Genomic DNA, 14,371 nt, shown 5'->3' on the forward strand with positions numbered 1-14,371 from the left:
GGGTCAGCGCTGATTCAGTTCGTCGATCAATGCTCGGCGCTGGGCCTGCTCGCGCGGGTCCGGGACCGGAAGCGAGGCGATCAGCCGCTGCGTGTAGCCGTGCTGCGGGTTCGCCAGGACCTGGGAGCCCAGCCCTTCTTCGATCAGGCTTCCGCGGTAGAGCACGCCCACCCAGGTCGCCAGCTGGTCGACCACGGCCAGATCGTGCGAGACGAACAGCGCCGCGAATCCGAGCTCGGTCTGCAGTTCGCGGAAGAGCTCGAGCACCTTGGCCTGCACCGAGACATCCAGGGCGCTGGTCGGTTCATCGGCGATCAGCAGCTTGGGATCCAGCGCCAGGGCACGGGCCAGGGAGGCGCGCTGGCGCTGGCCGCCGGAAAGCTCGTGCGGGTAGCGCTGGGCGAAGCCGGCTGGCAGCTGTACCGCTTCGAGCAGCTCGCTGACCTTGGCCCTGCTTTGCGCCGGGTTCAGATCGCGGTGCACCGCCAGCGGCTCGGCCACGCATTCGCCAACACTCAGGTGCGGGTTGAAGCTGGCGGCCGGGTCCTGGAAGACGAAGCCGATCTGTTCACGCAGCGGCTTGAAGCTGCGCTCCTTGAACTGCGCCATCTCGTAGCCCAGCACCTTCAGCGAACCGGAGGTGATGCGGTTCAGCCCGGCGATGCTGCGCCCGATGGTGGTCTTGCCCGAACCGGACTCGCCCACCAGCCCGTAGACTTCGCCGGCGTGGATCTTCAGGTCCACCTCCTTGACCGCGGTGAATCCCGGCGCCCCGAGCCGTCCGGGGAAATGCACGCCCAGGCCGCTGGCTTCAACCAGCACCGCCGCGTCAGCATGCGGGCGTTCGGCAAGGTTGGCCGAAGCGCTCTCGCGGCCCAGGTGCGGCACGGCGGCCAGCAGGGACTTGGTGTAGTCCTCCCGGGGACGCTCGAACAGCTCAAGCGCTGGCGCTTGTTCGACGATCTGCCCCTGGTTCATGACGACCACGCGGTCGGCGATATCCGCGACAACGCCCATATTGTGGGTGATGATCACGATCGCGGTGCCCAGTTCTTCGCGAAGTTCGCGCAGCAGCGAGAGGATCTCGGCCTGCACGGTCACGTCCAGGGCGGTGGTTGGCTCATCGGCCACGATCAGCTTGGGCTTCAGGGCCAGGGCCGCGGCGATGACCACGCGCTGCTTCTGTCCCCCGGAGAACTGGTGCGGGTAGTAGTTCACGCGCTGCTGCGGGTCGGGGATGCCGACCTGGCGCATCGCTTCGATGGCCCGTGCCTTGGCTTCCTTCCTGGAGATCTTGTTGTGGGTGCGGATGCCCTCCATGATCTGCCAGCCGACGGTGAATACCGGGTTCAGCGCGGTGGACGGCTCCTGGAAGACCATGGCCACGTCGCGTCCGCGCACCGCGCGCAGTTCGGAACCCTGCAGGGTGAGCATGTTCTTGCCGTTGAGGTACACCCCGCCGTGGGCGGCACCATTCTCCGCGAGGATGCCCAGCGCGGTACGGGCAGTGACCGACTTGCCCGAGCCGGATTCGCCGACGATGGCCAAGATCTCCCCCGCCTTGACCTTCAGGTCGACGCCGCGCACGGCAGGCACGGCGCCGGCGTCGGTGACGAAGTCGATGTTCAGTCCTTCAATGCGCAGCACCTCGGCTCCGGTATCGGCTGGGCCGCGTGTTTCGGTTGAGCTCTGGTTCACTGGGTGGCTCCTGCCTGTGCAGACTGGGTGATTCGCTTGGCTTTCTTCCGGCTGAAGCGCCGCAGCCGCGGATCGTTCAGGTCATTCATGGACTCGCCGACCAGGGTCAGGCCCATCACGGTGAGCACAATGGCCACGCCCGGGAACAGGCCGGTCCACCAGATGCCGCTGGTGGCATCGGACATGGCCCGGTTCAGGTCATAGCCCCACTCGGAGGCGGCGGTGGGTTCGATGCCGAAGCCCAGGAAGCCCAGCCCAGCCAGCGTGAGCAAGGCTTCGGTTGCGTTCAGCGTGAAGATCAGCGGCAGGGTGCGCGTGGAGTTGCGCAGCAGGTGCGTGAACATGACGCGCCACGGGCTCGCGCCGATGACCTGTGCCGACTCCACGAACGGTTCGGCTTTCAGGCGCATCACCTCGGCGCGCACCACGCGGAAATACTGCGGGATGAACACGACCGTGATGGAAATGGCCGCGGCCATGATGCCGCCGAAGAGCGAGGACTGGCCCTGGGAAATCACGATGGACATCACGATGGCCAGCAGCAGGGAGGGGAAGGCGTAGATCGCATCGGCCAGCACTACCATGATGCGGTCGAACCAGCCGCCGAGGTAGCCGGAGATCAGGCCCAGCAGCACGCCGACGAACAGCGACATCACCACCGCGGCGAGAATCACCCAGATCGCGGTTTGCGCGCCGAAGAGGGTACGCGAGAAGACATCGTATCCGGTGGAGGTGGTCCCCCAGATGAACTTCGAATCCGGTGCGGCCTGGCGCGGGAAGTCGCCCGAGGCATCGGAGGACTGCGCAAAATCGAAGGGCGCGATCAGCGGCGCCAGCAGGGCGCTCAACAAGAACAAGGCTGATAGGACCAGGCCGGCAATCAGCATGCCGCGCTGCAGCCCGGAGGACATGCGCAGGTGCGAAACGACCGGCAGCTGCTTCAGCCGGGAGCTGGAGGAGGTTGGCAAAGTAGGGGTAGCCATGATTAGTACCTGACTCTCGGGTCGATCAATGCTGCCAGGACGTCAACGATGAAGTTGGTGACGGCCACGATAATGGCCAGCAGAACCACAATGCCCTGTACGGCGACGAAGTCGCGGGCGGTGAGGTATTCGGCAAGCTTGAAGCCCAGGCCAGACCACTCGAAGGTGGTCTCGGTCAGCACGGCTCCTCCGAGCAGCATGGCAATCTGCAGGCCCATGACGGTGATGATCGGGATCAGCGCCGGACGGTAGGCATGCTTGGTGGTGAGGCGGAATTCGCTCACGCCACGCGAGCGTCCCGCTTCCACGTACTCGCGCCCCAGGGTGCCGATGGCGTTGGTGCGCACCAGGCGCAGGAATACCCCGCCGGTGAGCAGGCCGAGCGCCAGCGCGGGAAGCAGCGCGTGCTCGGTGACATTCCAGAAGGCTGGCATGTTTCCGCTGCGCAGGGCATCGAGCCAGTAGATGCCCGAGGGGTTTTGCAGGCCGGTCAGTTCCAGTTCGGTTTGCCAGTCGGCACGTCCGCTGATCGGCAGCCAGCCCAGCCAGACGCCGAAGATGAGCTTCAAGACCAGGCCGGCGAAGAAGACCGGGGTGGCGTAGCCCAAGATCGCCAGGATGCGCAGGATCGCATCCGGGTAGCGGTCGCGGAACTTGGCGGCGACCAGGCCCAGCGGGATGCCAACCAAGAGCGCGACGATCACCGCGTTGATGGCCAGCTCCAAGGTGGCCGCGCCGTAGGTGCTAAGCACCTCGGTCACGGCGCGGTTATCGCTCAGGGTACGGCCCAGGTCTCCGGTGAAGACCTGTCCGAGGTACTCGAAGTACTGGATCAGCAGCGGCCGGTCATATCCGGCTTCATGGATGCGCGCGGCGAGCTGGTCAGGAGTCAGGCGTCCGCCCATGGCAGCGGTGATCGGATCTCCGGTCACCCGCATGAGGAAGAAGACCACTGTGATGAGGATGAAGACAGTGGGGATGATCAGCAGGAATCGCGTAATCAAGTAGCGCAGGAATCCGCCGCCTTGGTTCTTGGCGCGGGGTGCTGCTATCGGGCTTGTTTCTTGTCCCGGTGGTGACGTGATGGTCATCGTCAGTCCTTAGAGTTCAGGATGCTTGGCCGGCGCCGCCACACGGTAATTGCGACGGCGCATGCCAAGGGGACCCGGCGTGCGCGTGGTGTACAACGCACGTCAGATCCCCTTCGATTCGATGTGTACAGGCAGAGCCGGATTACTTGCTCAGGACGCCCAGGCGGAACTTGAACGAAGCGTCCAGGGTCTTGTCAACGTCCTTGACGTCCTTGCCTGAGACAGCCACCTGCGCACCCTGCAGCAGCGGCAGCGTGGAAAGATCCTCTGCCACCATGGTCTGCAGTTTCTCGATGGCTGCGGTTCGCTCGCCCGCATCGGTCATGCCGCGCTGGTCAGCGATCAGCTTGTCGACCTCTGGATTGTCGTAGTTGTTCGACAGGAAGTTGTCCTTGGCGAAGAACGGCGAGAGGTAGTTGTCGGCATCCGAGTAGTCCGGGAACCAGCCCAGCTGGTAGGCCGGGTAGTCGGTGACGCGCTGCTTCTGGTAGGTCACCCATTCGGTGGACTTCAAATCCACGTCGAACAAGCCATCTGCCTCCAGCTGCTTCTCGACCAGTGCGTATTCGTCACCCGAGTTCGGGCCGTAGTGGTCCGGATTGTACTGCAATGCCAGCTTGACCGGGGTCTTCACTCCGGCATCTTCCAGGACCTTCTTGGCCTTGGCGGCATCTGGCTTGCCATCGGTGCCGTACAGATCCTTGAGTGGTTCTGCCGCGCCGGTGAAGCCCTGAGGCACAAAGGAGTATGCAGGAGTGTAGGTATCCTTGTAGACGTTCTTCGCGATGGCTTCGCGGTCTACCAGATGGGCCGCGGCCTGGCGGACTGCCAGCGACTTGGCTTCGTCGGCGTCAGCGGTCTTGGCACCGAATGGCATGGTGTCGAAGTTGAAGACGATGTAGCGAAGCTCTCCACCCGGGCCCTTGTGGACGGTCAGGTTCTCGTCCTGGCCCAGGTCTTCGATATCGGTAGGAGTCAGCGAACGCCATGCTACGTCGATCTTGCCTTCCTGGACCTCGAGCTTGAGGTTGTTGGCATCGGCGTAGTACTTGATCGCTGCCTTGCTGTTAGCTGGCTTGCCCAGCACGCCTGCGTACGCATCGTTGGCACTGAAGGAGATCAGGTTGTTCTTGTTGTAGGAATCGATGACGTACTGGCCACCGAATGCCTTGCCTTCGACAATCTTCTGATCGTCCAAGAGCTTGTCTGCCGGGAAGACTTCGTCATCGACGATCGGGCCAACCGGCGAGGTGAGAACCTGCGGGAAGGTCTGGTCGTTGGCGACCTTCAGCTTGAAAACCACGGTGGTGGCATCCGGTGCTTCGATGGAATCCACATTGCCAAGCAAGGAGGAAGGTCCATTAGGGTCGGCGATCTTCAGCTGGCGGTCAAAGGTGAACTTCACGTCCTTGGAATCGAGATCGTGACCGTTGGCCCACTTCAGTCCGCTCTTGAGCTTGACCGTGTATTCGGTAGGAGCAGTGAATTCCGCGGACTCTGCCAAGCTCATCGATGGCTCGGGGCTGCCCGGCTCGGAATTCAGCAGGAATGGGAAAATCTGGTTCATGACCATGAATGAGCCGTTGTCGTACGAGCCGGCTGGGTCAAGGGAGGTCACTTTGTCGGTGGTGCCCAAGGTGATCGGGGCGCTGGAATCGCCCGAGCCACCCGAGTTGCTGTCTTCCGCCGCTGAGGTACAGCCGGTCAGAGCCAGGGCAGAGATACCCACAACGGCTGCTGCGAGTCGCAGTCCGTTCTTTGTGCGAGTCATGAATCATCCTTTTTCTAGATACACGCATGTGTGGTGATGATTAACACATGTTTCACATATCCTAAGTGATGCACAGCACTTATGACGAGCAATAATCGCGATTATCGGCAAAAACTGTGCTGTCGACCCCACCGTGTTGTGCTTGGCGCCACGCGGAAAATCGGGTCTGCCGAGCCCGTTGAAAAATTCTTGCCGCGCCTGATCCCCGGTGGCATAAGCTAGATGACAATGATGACTCGTAGAGACGCGGCAATCGCGTTAGATATCCCTGTAGAGATGGCCAAGCGCCATGGCGTACCGTCCCGCATGTCTGAAGCGGAATTCCGGGAACTGAATACCAATCCGCCGGCGTGGCTGGTCCAGTCGCGGGCTAACCGAACCGGCAAGCGCCCGGTGTGGGTCCACCTGGTGTGCGAAGTCTGCGGGTTCAGCGAATACGAGCGTCCCAAGAAGTGGTGGCCAACCTTCGATTTCGTGCACTGCCACAGCCACTCCCCGGCCCAACTGCCCAAGCTCGCATCCGGAAAAACTCGTGTGGAATACCAGGATATTTCGGCGCATATGTTCGGCATCGTCGACGAGGACTAGCGAACAACCACTTGGTGCCGTCAAGGCATAAAAATACCTCAGAAATCAGATTGAACTGACCCCTGAGGTATTTTGCTGTTCTAGCGGACCTTTTCCGAGTCCCACGCGCTGGAGCGGGCCGAATCAATGGTCGCCTGGCCAAGCACGCGGCTGCCCTTGTAGACCACCATGGTCTGGCCCGGCGCCACGCCTCGCATGCCTTCTGGCAGGTTCACTACCAGCTCGTCGTGCCCGTCCGCGGAGCGTTCCATATGCGCCACCGCTTCGACAGGATCGCCGTGAGCTCGCACCTGCACCATGCAATCGAATTTGTCTCCGGTGAAAACTTCTGCGATCGGAACACCGGCCCAGGAAATGCGGATACCGCGCAACTGGTCAACGGCCAGCAAGGCTTCCGGCCCGACGATGACCTTGTTTTCCTTAGGACGGATTTCCAGTACGAAGCGTGGCTTGCCATCGGCAGCTGGACGGCCCAAGCGCAGCCCCTTGCGCTGTCCCACGGTGAAGGCCTGAGCGCCTTCGTGCTCGCCTAGCTGGTTGCCCTCGTGGTCAACAATTTCGCCTGGCTTCATCTCGATGCGCTCGGCGAGCCAGCCGCGGGTGTCGCCGTCAGGGATGAAGCAGATATCGTAGCTGTCCGGCTTGTTGGCAACGGTCAGTCCGCGAGCTGCGGCTTCGGCACGCACTTCAGCCTTCGATGGAGTTTCCGCTAGCGGGAACATGCAGTGCTCCAGCTGCTCATGGGTCAGCACACCCAGAACGTAGGACTGGTCCTTCGCCCAGTCGGCGGCACGGTGCAATTCCGGCGCGCCATTCTCGTCACGCAGGACCTTGGCGTAGTGTCCGGTGCATACGGCGTCGAAGCCCAAAGCCAGGGCTTTCTCCAGGAGGGCCGCGAACTTGATCTTCTCGTTGCAACGCATGCATGGATTAGGGGTTCGACCGGCCTCGTATTCGTCAACGAAGTCCTGGACGACGTCTTCGGCAAACCGGTCGGAGAAGTCCCACACGTAGAAGGGGATGCCCAGCTTGTCGCAGGCGCGCCACGCGTCGTTGGAATCTTCCACCGTGCAGCAGCCACGCGAACCGGTGCGAAGCGTTCCTGGCATGCGCGAAAGCGCCAAGTGCACGCCGACGACATCGTGGCCAGCTTCAACTGCGCGAGCCGCGGCCACCGCCGAGTCCACGCCTCCGGACATCGCTGCTAGTACCTTCATCGTGTAAAACCTGTTCCTGCCGTGTGGATGCTGCTTTCGTCGGCTGCCATGCCAGCCTTCTTTGCCCGCGCGTACGCTTCGGGCAAAGCTTCTATTAATGCGTCAACGTCGGACCGCGTGGATGTATGCCCCAATGTGAAGCGTTGCACACTTCGGGCACTGCGCGCGTCCCGTCCCATAGCCAATAAAACATGGGATGGTTGCGGAACGCCAGCGGTGCACGCCGACCCGGTGGACGAAGCGATGCCGAACATGTCCAGAAGGAAGAGCAAGGAATCGCCCTCGCACTCCGGGAAGGTGAAGTGCAGGTTCCCCGGCAGGCGCTTGCCTTCATTGGCAGCATCGCGTGGACCGTTGAACACGGCTTCGGGAATCATCTCGGTGATGCGCTGCACCGCGTATTCACGCAATCCGCTCAGCCGTGCGGCTTCTTCGCACAACTGCTCCCGTACTGCTTCCGCCGCGGCCGCGAAGCCTGCGGCGCTGGCGGCGTTCAGGGTTCCGGAGCGCAACTTTCGTTCATGCCCGCCGCCATGCTGCACTGGTGTGAGGACAATATCGCGACGTACCAGCAGTCCGCCAATGCCCACCGGCCCGCCGATCTTATGCGCGCTGATCGCCATCGTCGCAAGGTTCGATTGGGCGAAATTCACCTCTACCGCGCCGAAGGCCTGTACCGCGTCCGAGTGCACGGGTATGCCGTACTGCGATGCCAAGGCAGCGAATTCAGCCACTGGCTGGATGGTGCCCACCTCGTTATTGGCCCACATCAATGTCGCCAGCGCGATCTGATCGTGGTGTTCGGCAAAAAGCGAGGCCGTGGCGTCAAGATCCACGACTCCGTCGCGGTCAACTGGCAGCCACAGCAAGGTGGCGTTCTCGTGCTCTTCGAGCCACATCGCGGTATCGAGGACCGCGTGGTGCTCGATACCGGTGAGCGCAATGGTGCGCGCCTGCTCATTGGCTGCGACCCGGTTCCAGAACAGGCCCTTGATAGCCAGGTTGTCGGACTCTGTACCGCCAGAAGTAAAAATCAGTTCGCTCAGGTGCGCGCCTGCTGCCTGCGCGACAGCGAGGCGTGCATCATCCACCGCCCGGTTAGCGCGGCGCCCAGCACCATGCAGCGACGACGGATTACCGGTCAGCGCGTACTGTTCGGTGATTGCGGCCAACGCTGCGGGATTCAGATCAGTGGTTGCCGCGTGATCCAGGTAAACGGCGGAAGTATTCATAGCCCTTTAATGGTACGGGTTTACAGACCCTCGTTTGAATGGCCAATCCGTGTGAATTGGCCGACCTCGATCATTTCAAGATCGGGATTCTTCAAGACTGCCTCGATCAGCGCGGCTGATCCCCCAAGGATGGTGCAGTCGTCATAAGGCTCCGTGGAGAGCATCCAGCTCTTGTCCGCGGAGAACGCCAAAGCCGGGCGCTGGCGCTGGGCTCCGTCCACGGTTTCGGCCCACAGCGGGCGAGCCAAGAATTCGGCGTCTGCTTCAAACAGGTGGTAGTTGCGGTATCCTCCGCCCAGTTCCAGCGGGGCAGCATTCAAGATCTCGGGGCCGAAGGCCGGCTTTTGGGCCTCAGCCAGGGCCGTTTGGTAGGCGGCGTGGTTTTCTTCGTCGCTGAGTTGCGGGTCCGGTTCCTGCTCTATTTGGATCCGGTCTCCGCCTTCGATAAACGCGTATCCGGCCCACAGCCCCGCGATGTATTTTTGCGTCGGCTCAGCGTTCTCCGTCAGGGTGTAGATCAGCGACTGCCACTGTTTTTCGGGCAGCTGGTCCAGTGGCAAATCGGTATCAACCCACGCGTCTTCTTCGACCGGATCACCTTGCGCATCCAACCCGGCGACTGTTTCAAACAGGTCGGCGGCGGTGATGATGTGATTGCGGCTTCTAGCTACAGTCCCCCAGCTGACCAGCTGATCGTCTTCATCCAGAGCCGGATGCAAGATGCGAAGGTAGCGTTCGTAGCCTACTGGAATCTGCGCCACGACAGTCGAAGGATCGGCTGACGCGCAAGCCGAAGCGATCCATTGGCCCTGCTCTGCTGAAATATGTGAAAACTGCATGTGCTTAGCCTAGCGATGTCGCAGAGCGAAATCTGCCTTGGGAATGCGGTCGGTGGTATGAATGAATAAACACCTCGTGACACACGACGATTACTGCAAGGGAGCTTCCATCGATGTTCAAGCCTGAGTTGCTAGAGCCCATCCACCAGTTTTCTCGGCAAACCATCGATTTCTCCCGTAAAATCGCCATCATGGCAGTGATCAACCGCACGCCAGATTCCTTCTACGACGCAGGGTCCACCTTCGGTCTCGACCAAGCGGTGTCCGCTGCCTTGCGGGCCATCGAGGATGGGGCGGACTGGGTCGACATTGGCGGCGTCCCGTTCTCCCCCGGCCCAGAGCTTCACTGGCAGGACGAAGCTGAGCGCATTGTGCCGGTGATCAAGGCAGTACGTGAACGCAGTGACGCGATTATTTCAGCTGATACTTTCCAGCCTCTCGTCGCCCAGGCTGCCATCGAGGCTGGGGCAGATGTCATCAATGACACCACCGGCTTGGCCTATCCCGACTTGGCTGAAGTTGTTGCCAAGAACAACGTGCACCTGGTGATCACGCATTCGCTGGCTAAGCCGCGAACCATCTACCCGCGACCACATTACGCAGATGTCGTCGCGGAGGTCAGGCAGTACCTCAAGGACAAGGTGGCTGTGGCCCTTGCCGCTGGCATTTCACCGTCAAAAATCATTGTTGACCCGGGGCATGACCTCAACAAGAACACTGTGCACACGCTGGAGATCACAAACAATTTCCAGGCTTTCGCCGATTTGGGTTTTCCTGCCTTGGCGGCGGTCTCGAACAAGGACTTCATCGGCGAATCCTTGGATCTGCCCAAGGCGGAGCGTACGCTCGGGTCCATGGTCGCAGCCACGATCTGCGCCATGAACGGGGCACGTATCCTGCGCATGCACAATATCCCTGAATCGGTCCAGACAGTTCGGCTGCTTGAAGCTACCCAAGGTTGGCGCGAACCGGCGTATCAGATTCACAACATGGGTGATGTCAATCCACCTGCTCATCCCGAACGCGAATACAGCAAGTAAAGGACCAGCATCAATGCGAGCACTGCTTCCAGAACTAATCAATGACCTAAGCGACGAGCAGCTCCTGAAACGCTACGCCAGCGAGAGCCGCCCCTTTGTACGGTTCAATTTCGTCAGCAGCATGGACGGCAGCGCACAGGCCGACGGGCTGTCCGCGAAGCTGGGCTCCGACGGCGATCAGAGAATTTTCGCACTGCTCCGACGTCTTGCTGATGTCGTCGTCGTTGGCGCCGGAACAGTTCGCGCCGAAGGCTACGAAGGAGCTCTGGTCTCCGCTGAAGATGAAAAATGGCGCACCGCCCACGGATTATCTGCATACCCAGCGCTTGCCCTGATCTCTGCCGGATTGCATCTTGACCCTTCTGCACAGATTTTTAGACAGTCTCCTGTCCCCGTCATCGTCTTTACCTCTGTTGAAGTCACTGACGAGATACGTGGTTCCTATGCCGACAACGTGGAAATCGTCCAGGTGGGAAAGCTGGAGAAAGGCTGCGATCCCAAGGACATCGTTGATCAACTCGTCGCTCGTGGAATGGGTTTCATTCATTGTGAAGGTGGTCCGCACATATTCGGCCAGTTCGCCTCGGCTGGCATGGTGGACTCAACGTGCATCAGCTATTCGCCCGTAGTTGTAGCAGGAGAGGGATTGCGAATTGCGGCGCACAGCCAGCAGACTTTCCAGAGTTTCATGCTCAATTCTCTATGCGAGGAAGAGAGCATGCTCTTCTGCGAGTACCGGATCAAGAAATCAGTTCAATAGCTCCCGTCAGCACGCGGACATCAAAGTTTCCCGTCCCCACATACTCGCCGTCTGCGAAACTATCCTGCTGGGTTTCGACATGCGCTGACGAAAGTCGGTTGCTGATTTTCCAGCGGTGGGCCGCCCCGCGCAAGATCTTGCCGATGGAGGGCAAGACGGGCAGCACGTTCTTGCCACGGACCATACTCAGTTCCAAGACTCCGTCTGTGAAGTCTGCGGAGGGAAAGAGCCGAATTCCGCCGCCCAAGGACCGGATGTTCGCGATGCTAGCTGCCAACGCGGGTCCGTCAAAGCTGAATTCTGGTGCAATAACACTGCTGTGGAAACTTTTGAGCCTCGGCAGCGCAAAAATCAGGCCCACAACATATCTGAAGGCTCCTAGCTGCCGTGGCAGCTCATTGGCTGCCGCATTGATCTGTGCTTCGGCACCCCAGGAAACAGCTCCGAGTGCAAGCCTGATATGGCCAGGATCATTTTCGAATTTCAGCTCCAACACGTCAACCTTCATGGCTTCGCGGCGGTGCATGAAATGCGAAACGATGCGTTCGATGGACTCTTGCTGATTTTGATGGGCGAGCATCCTCCACAGATCGTTGCCACTTCCAGCAGGGACAATCCCGACCGGGATCCCCGTGCTCACAAAACGTGGAAGCACTCGATGGATCAATCCGTCGCCGCCAACGACTACAAAGCCCCGGCAAGCCACGGTGTTTGTTCCCGTGGTTTCCATTGAAACGACAGAAGCATCGACAATTTCACTCTCGACATTGATGGCGTGAAGCGAGGACGCCAAGTTTTCAGCCCGTTGCTGCCCCGCACCTCTGCCGGCCGACGGGTGGAAAACAATGCGCACGATCCCGTCCGGATCAAAAGTCATCATGTGAGTAGAGAATACTGAGGCAGAGAGCACAACCCAATTATTTGGCAGGAGCTATTAGCTAAACTGGAACACATGGCACACTGCCATGCCTTTCGAGAGGAACCATCTGGACTATGAGCACGCCGAGCCCGTACGAAATTCTTGGTGTAACTCCTTCAGCCAGCATGGAAGAGATCAAAATTGCCTACCGCAGGGCGGCCAGGGCTACCCACCCCGATCTGGGCGGCAGCGCAGAAAAATTCAAACAAGTTCAGCAGGCATTCCAAGACATTACCGACCTGGCGAATCCACTGAGCCACGATCAGACCTTTCAAAAGCCAGGCGAAGCACCTAGGGCAGGGTTCACCGCGCGCCCATTCGACGAGCGGCTGCGCAAGACTCCCCAGCAGCCAAAAGCACAGATGTCCACGGAATACGTGCCCGCGCTGTCGGATGCTTCATTTACCTGGCTGAGCAAGGAACTCTCCGAACAAAGAGTCCACGGGGAACCACGCAAACGCGGCCTCTTCGCCAATCGGGCAAGATTGCTCCGCGAAGCAACAACGATCAATTTGCTGACCAAGAACGTGCTCAACGTGTTGCCAGCGGCTCGCTTGGTCAATGGGGTTTCTTCGCCGCAGGGCGGCCACTACGAGCACATTCTCGTGGCGGGATACCGTATGGCGGTCATTAATACGATGACCCTCCCGGAAGGTTACTATTCCTTTGATGGCAATGTTCTTCGCCATGGGAACAAGATGACCCAGCCGCCTCTATTCAATATCTCGGCCCTCCAGCGGAACTTCATGCAAATGAACGTGTTGGCTTTCACCTTGGTCCTCTCCCCAACCGGGAATCGACACGAACCGGTCATCGAATATCACCGCAATGCCGATCCGACTCTTGGCACCTCCCCGAACGTGCTCAACGCAGCTGGTTTGGTCCGAGAACTAAAGCTCTTTCTGGGATCCGGTCCTACTCCGAATGTTGTCGACCGTGCGGCCATTGCTCATCTACGTGAGGCGATGTACTGAGTTCAATGGCGCAAACGGCATCTTGCAGCGCTTAAACTGGTTAAGTGTTTCGTATCGTATTCAACGCCCCAGAGATCCCGGGTAATTCCGGCAATGCCATCCGCTTATCGGCCATTACAGGTGCTGAACTGCACTTGGTCAAGCCACTAGGCTTCAATTTCGAGGATGCGAATCTGCGTCGTGCGGGGTTGGATTACCACGATTTAGCTAACGTCGTGATTCACGAGAATCTTGACGCCGCTTTTGAAGCCCTGGGCGAAGGCCGCGTTTTCGCCTTCACCTCTGAAGGCGAAACGGTGTACTCGGATCTCAGGTATGAGCCGAGTGACATCTTCCTATTCGGCAAAGAGTCCGTGGGACTCAGCTCCGAGGATAAGAAGCACCCACGCGTCACCGATCTGGTGCGACTGCCGATGCTTCCAGGACGCCGTTCACTCAACCTGGCGAATACGGCTTCCATCGTCGTCTATGAGGCATGGCGCCAACACGGATTTGCTGGCGCGTAAAGTACCAGTCTCCAACCGCCGCGTATACAGCTTTACCTAATCTTTATAAAGTAGGCTCATTACTGTGCCCGTGACCGAACGGGTATTGAACTTTGCCGACGACCTTTCGGGAGAATCCAAGACAATGACCGGTAGCCATTCCCAGCACCGCGACGAGCCGCAGGACGAAGACCTGGGACTAGATCTGGTGAGCCACGTGGCCAGCAGTTCACGAGCTGAACGAAAAACCAGACCACGACGCTGGATTTTCGCAGTCGTAGGCGCTGCCATCATCGTCATTCTGGCTTTGGTTGTATTTTCCCTGCTCAATGGCGGAACGAAGGCATCCAAAGCTTCAAAAGCTGATGATGCGATTTCTGTTGCCGTCGATCTCAAGAGCGGCGGCCACGCCAACCTCAGCAGTTCGAAGTCGGAAGACGCCATCGGCGTCGAGCTGACCTCGCTGCCGCCATTGGACGAATCTGAACAGTATGTTGCGTGGGCCATCCACGATTCCGGCAGCGTATCGGTGATTACGAAGAGCAATGGCGAAGATGCATCAGCTGGTTACTCCCCCGCCGACGACATCATCGCCATCCACATCACTGTCGAGAGTTCCGCTACTCCCGCCCAACCATCAGAAGACACCGAAGCTTCAGTAGATCTTCCCTTGAGCGAGGATTCAAGCACTCAGGCCAGCCAGGGTTCATAACCCGGGACTTCAGGTGTCAATGACAAGGTGCCTGTGACCATAGAGGAGATTCTCCTCTGTGG

Annotated in this window: 14 protein-coding genes; 6 read left to right on the forward strand and 8 right to left on the reverse strand. The window is 59.8% G+C overall.

Annotated elements, in window-relative coordinates; translation table 11 throughout:
• Nucleotides 1–3: 3 nt before the first annotated feature.
• The 4 genes from OF385_RS10115 to OF385_RS10130 all read right to left on the reverse strand — a co-directional run bounded on the left by OF385_RS10115 (nt 4) and on the right by OF385_RS10130 (nt 5,543).
• Nucleotides 4–1,698 carry a dipeptide ABC transporter ATP-binding protein gene (locus tag OF385_RS10115; RefSeq protein ID WP_264275271.1) on the reverse strand — a complete coding sequence of 565 codons (1,695 nt, stop codon included), beginning with the start codon at nt 1,696–1,698 and terminating at the stop codon, nt 4–6.
• Nucleotides 1,695–2,681, reverse strand: coding sequence for an ABC transporter permease (locus OF385_RS10120; RefSeq protein WP_264275272.1), 987 nt, complete (start codon nt 2,679–2,681; stop codon nt 1,695–1,697). Before OF385_RS10120 ends, OF385_RS10115 begins: the two co-directional genes overlap by 4 nt.
• A 2-nt stretch (nt 2,682–2,683) precedes the next feature.
• Entirely contained in the window at nt 2,684–3,772 is a 1,089-nt protein-coding gene (locus OF385_RS10125) for an ABC transporter permease (RefSeq protein WP_264275273.1), read from the reverse strand.
• A 142-nt stretch (nt 3,773–3,914) separates the two neighbouring features.
• The gene (locus OF385_RS10130; protein ID WP_264275274.1) at nt 3,915–5,543 is read right to left on the reverse strand and encodes an ABC transporter substrate-binding protein; all 1,629 of its coding nucleotides are present in this window, start codon (nt 5,541–5,543) and stop codon (nt 3,915–3,917) included.
• Between the two features lie 228 nt (nt 5,544–5,771).
• Between OF385_RS10130 and OF385_RS10135 the strand changes: the two genes are divergently transcribed.
• Nucleotides 5,772–6,131: a hypothetical protein gene (locus tag OF385_RS10135; RefSeq protein ID WP_028268801.1), complete on the forward strand. Its 360-nt coding sequence runs from the start codon at nt 5,772–5,774 to the stop codon at nt 6,129–6,131.
• Nucleotides 6,132–6,211: 80 nt separating this feature from the next.
• Here the strand turns inward: OF385_RS10135 and mnmA are convergent, their stop codons facing one another.
• Genes mnmA through OF385_RS10150 form a run of 3 tightly spaced genes read right to left on the reverse strand, consistent with a single transcriptional unit; the run spans nt 6,212 to nt 9,419 of the window.
• Nucleotides 6,212–7,348: a tRNA 2-thiouridine(34) synthase MnmA gene (mnmA, locus tag OF385_RS10140; RefSeq protein WP_264275275.1), complete on the reverse strand. Its 1,137-nt coding sequence runs from the start codon at nt 7,346–7,348 to the stop codon at nt 6,212–6,214.
• Nucleotides 7,345–8,580: a cysteine desulfurase family protein gene (locus tag OF385_RS10145; protein ID WP_264275276.1), complete on the reverse strand. Its 1,236-nt coding sequence runs from the start codon at nt 8,578–8,580 to the stop codon at nt 7,345–7,347. Before OF385_RS10145 ends, mnmA begins: the two co-directional genes overlap by 4 nt.
• A 20-nt stretch (nt 8,581–8,600) precedes the next feature.
• Nucleotides 8,601–9,419 carry a hypothetical protein gene (locus OF385_RS10150; protein ID WP_264275277.1) on the reverse strand — a complete coding sequence of 273 codons (819 nt, stop codon included), beginning with the start codon at nt 9,417–9,419 and terminating at the stop codon, nt 8,601–8,603.
• Nucleotides 9,420–9,532: 113 nt separating this feature from the next.
• Here OF385_RS10150 and folP point away from each other — a divergent pair, with 113 nt between their 5' ends.
• The gene (gene folP, locus OF385_RS10155) at nt 9,533–10,459 is read left to right on the forward strand and encodes a dihydropteroate synthase (protein ID WP_264275278.1); all 927 of its coding nucleotides are present in this window, start codon (nt 9,533–9,535) and stop codon (nt 10,457–10,459) included.
• A 13-nt stretch (nt 10,460–10,472) separates the two neighbouring features.
• Entirely contained in the window at nt 10,473–11,219 is a 747-nt protein-coding gene (locus OF385_RS10160; RefSeq protein ID WP_264275279.1) for a pyrimidine reductase family protein, read from the forward strand.
• Here OF385_RS10160 and OF385_RS10165 read toward each other — a convergent pair.
• Nucleotides 11,200–12,099, reverse strand: a complete 900-nt coding sequence (locus tag OF385_RS10165) for a diacylglycerol/lipid kinase family protein (protein WP_264275280.1) — start codon at nt 12,097–12,099, stop codon at nt 11,200–11,202. The two genes, OF385_RS10160 and OF385_RS10165, sit on opposite strands and share 20 nt — an antisense overlap.
• A 113-nt stretch (nt 12,100–12,212) precedes the next feature.
• Between OF385_RS10165 and OF385_RS10170 the strand changes: the two genes are divergently transcribed.
• The 3 genes from OF385_RS10170 to OF385_RS10180 all read left to right on the forward strand — a co-directional run bounded on the left by OF385_RS10170 (nt 12,213) and on the right by OF385_RS10180 (nt 14,309).
• Nucleotides 12,213–13,112, forward strand: a complete 900-nt coding sequence (locus tag OF385_RS10170) for a J domain-containing protein (protein ID WP_264275281.1) — start codon at nt 12,213–12,215, stop codon at nt 13,110–13,112.
• A 44-nt stretch (nt 13,113–13,156) separates the two neighbouring features.
• Nucleotides 13,157–13,618 carry a tRNA (cytidine(34)-2'-O)-methyltransferase gene (locus tag OF385_RS10175; RefSeq protein ID WP_264275282.1) on the forward strand — a complete coding sequence of 154 codons (462 nt, stop codon included), beginning with the start codon at nt 13,157–13,159 and terminating at the stop codon, nt 13,616–13,618.
• 70 nt (nt 13,619–13,688) lie between these two features.
• Nucleotides 13,689–14,309, forward strand: coding sequence for an anti-sigma factor (locus tag OF385_RS10180; RefSeq protein ID WP_264275283.1), 621 nt, complete (start codon nt 13,689–13,691; stop codon nt 14,307–14,309).
• Nucleotides 14,310–14,371: the final 62 nt, after the last annotated feature.

The organism is Glutamicibacter sp. JL.03c (assembly GCF_025854375.1).
GTDB lineage: Bacteria > Actinomycetota > Actinomycetes > Actinomycetales > Micrococcaceae > Glutamicibacter.

Bases quoted from the DNA above. Each gene is read 5' to 3' on its own strand.
- OF385_RS10165 (WP_264275280.1), bottom strand. From the start codon at position 12,099: ATGATGACTTTTGATCCGGACGGGATCGTGCGCATTGTTTTCCACCCG.
- mnmA (WP_264275275.1), bottom strand. From the start codon at position 7,348: ATGAAGGTACTAGCAGCGATGTCCGGAGGCGTGGACTCGGCGGTGGCC.
- OF385_RS10170 (WP_264275281.1), top strand. From the start codon at position 12,213: ATGAGCACGCCGAGCCCGTACGAAATTCTTGGTGTAACTCCTTCAGCC.
- OF385_RS10120 (WP_264275272.1), bottom strand. From the start codon at position 2,681: ATGGCTACCCCTACTTTGCCAACCTCCTCCAGCTCCCGGCTGAAGCAG.
- OF385_RS10135 (WP_028268801.1), top strand. From the start codon at position 5,772: ATGATGACTCGTAGAGACGCGGCAATCGCGTTAGATATCCCTGTAGAG.
- OF385_RS10125 (WP_264275273.1), bottom strand. From the start codon at position 3,772: ATGACCATCACGTCACCACCGGGACAAGAAACAAGCCCGATAGCAGCA.
- OF385_RS10145 (WP_264275276.1), bottom strand. From the start codon at position 8,580: ATGAATACTTCCGCCGTTTACCTGGATCACGCGGCAACCACTGATCTG.
- folP (WP_264275278.1), top strand. From the start codon at position 9,533: ATGTTCAAGCCTGAGTTGCTAGAGCCCATCCACCAGTTTTCTCGGCAA.
- OF385_RS10150 (WP_264275277.1), bottom strand. From the start codon at position 9,419: ATGCAGTTTTCACATATTTCAGCAGAGCAGGGCCAATGGATCGCTTCG.
- OF385_RS10130 (WP_264275274.1), bottom strand. From the start codon at position 5,543: ATGACTCGCACAAAGAACGGACTGCGACTCGCAGCAGCCGTTGTGGGT.
- OF385_RS10160 (WP_264275279.1), top strand. From the start codon at position 10,473: ATGCGAGCACTGCTTCCAGAACTAATCAATGACCTAAGCGACGAGCAG.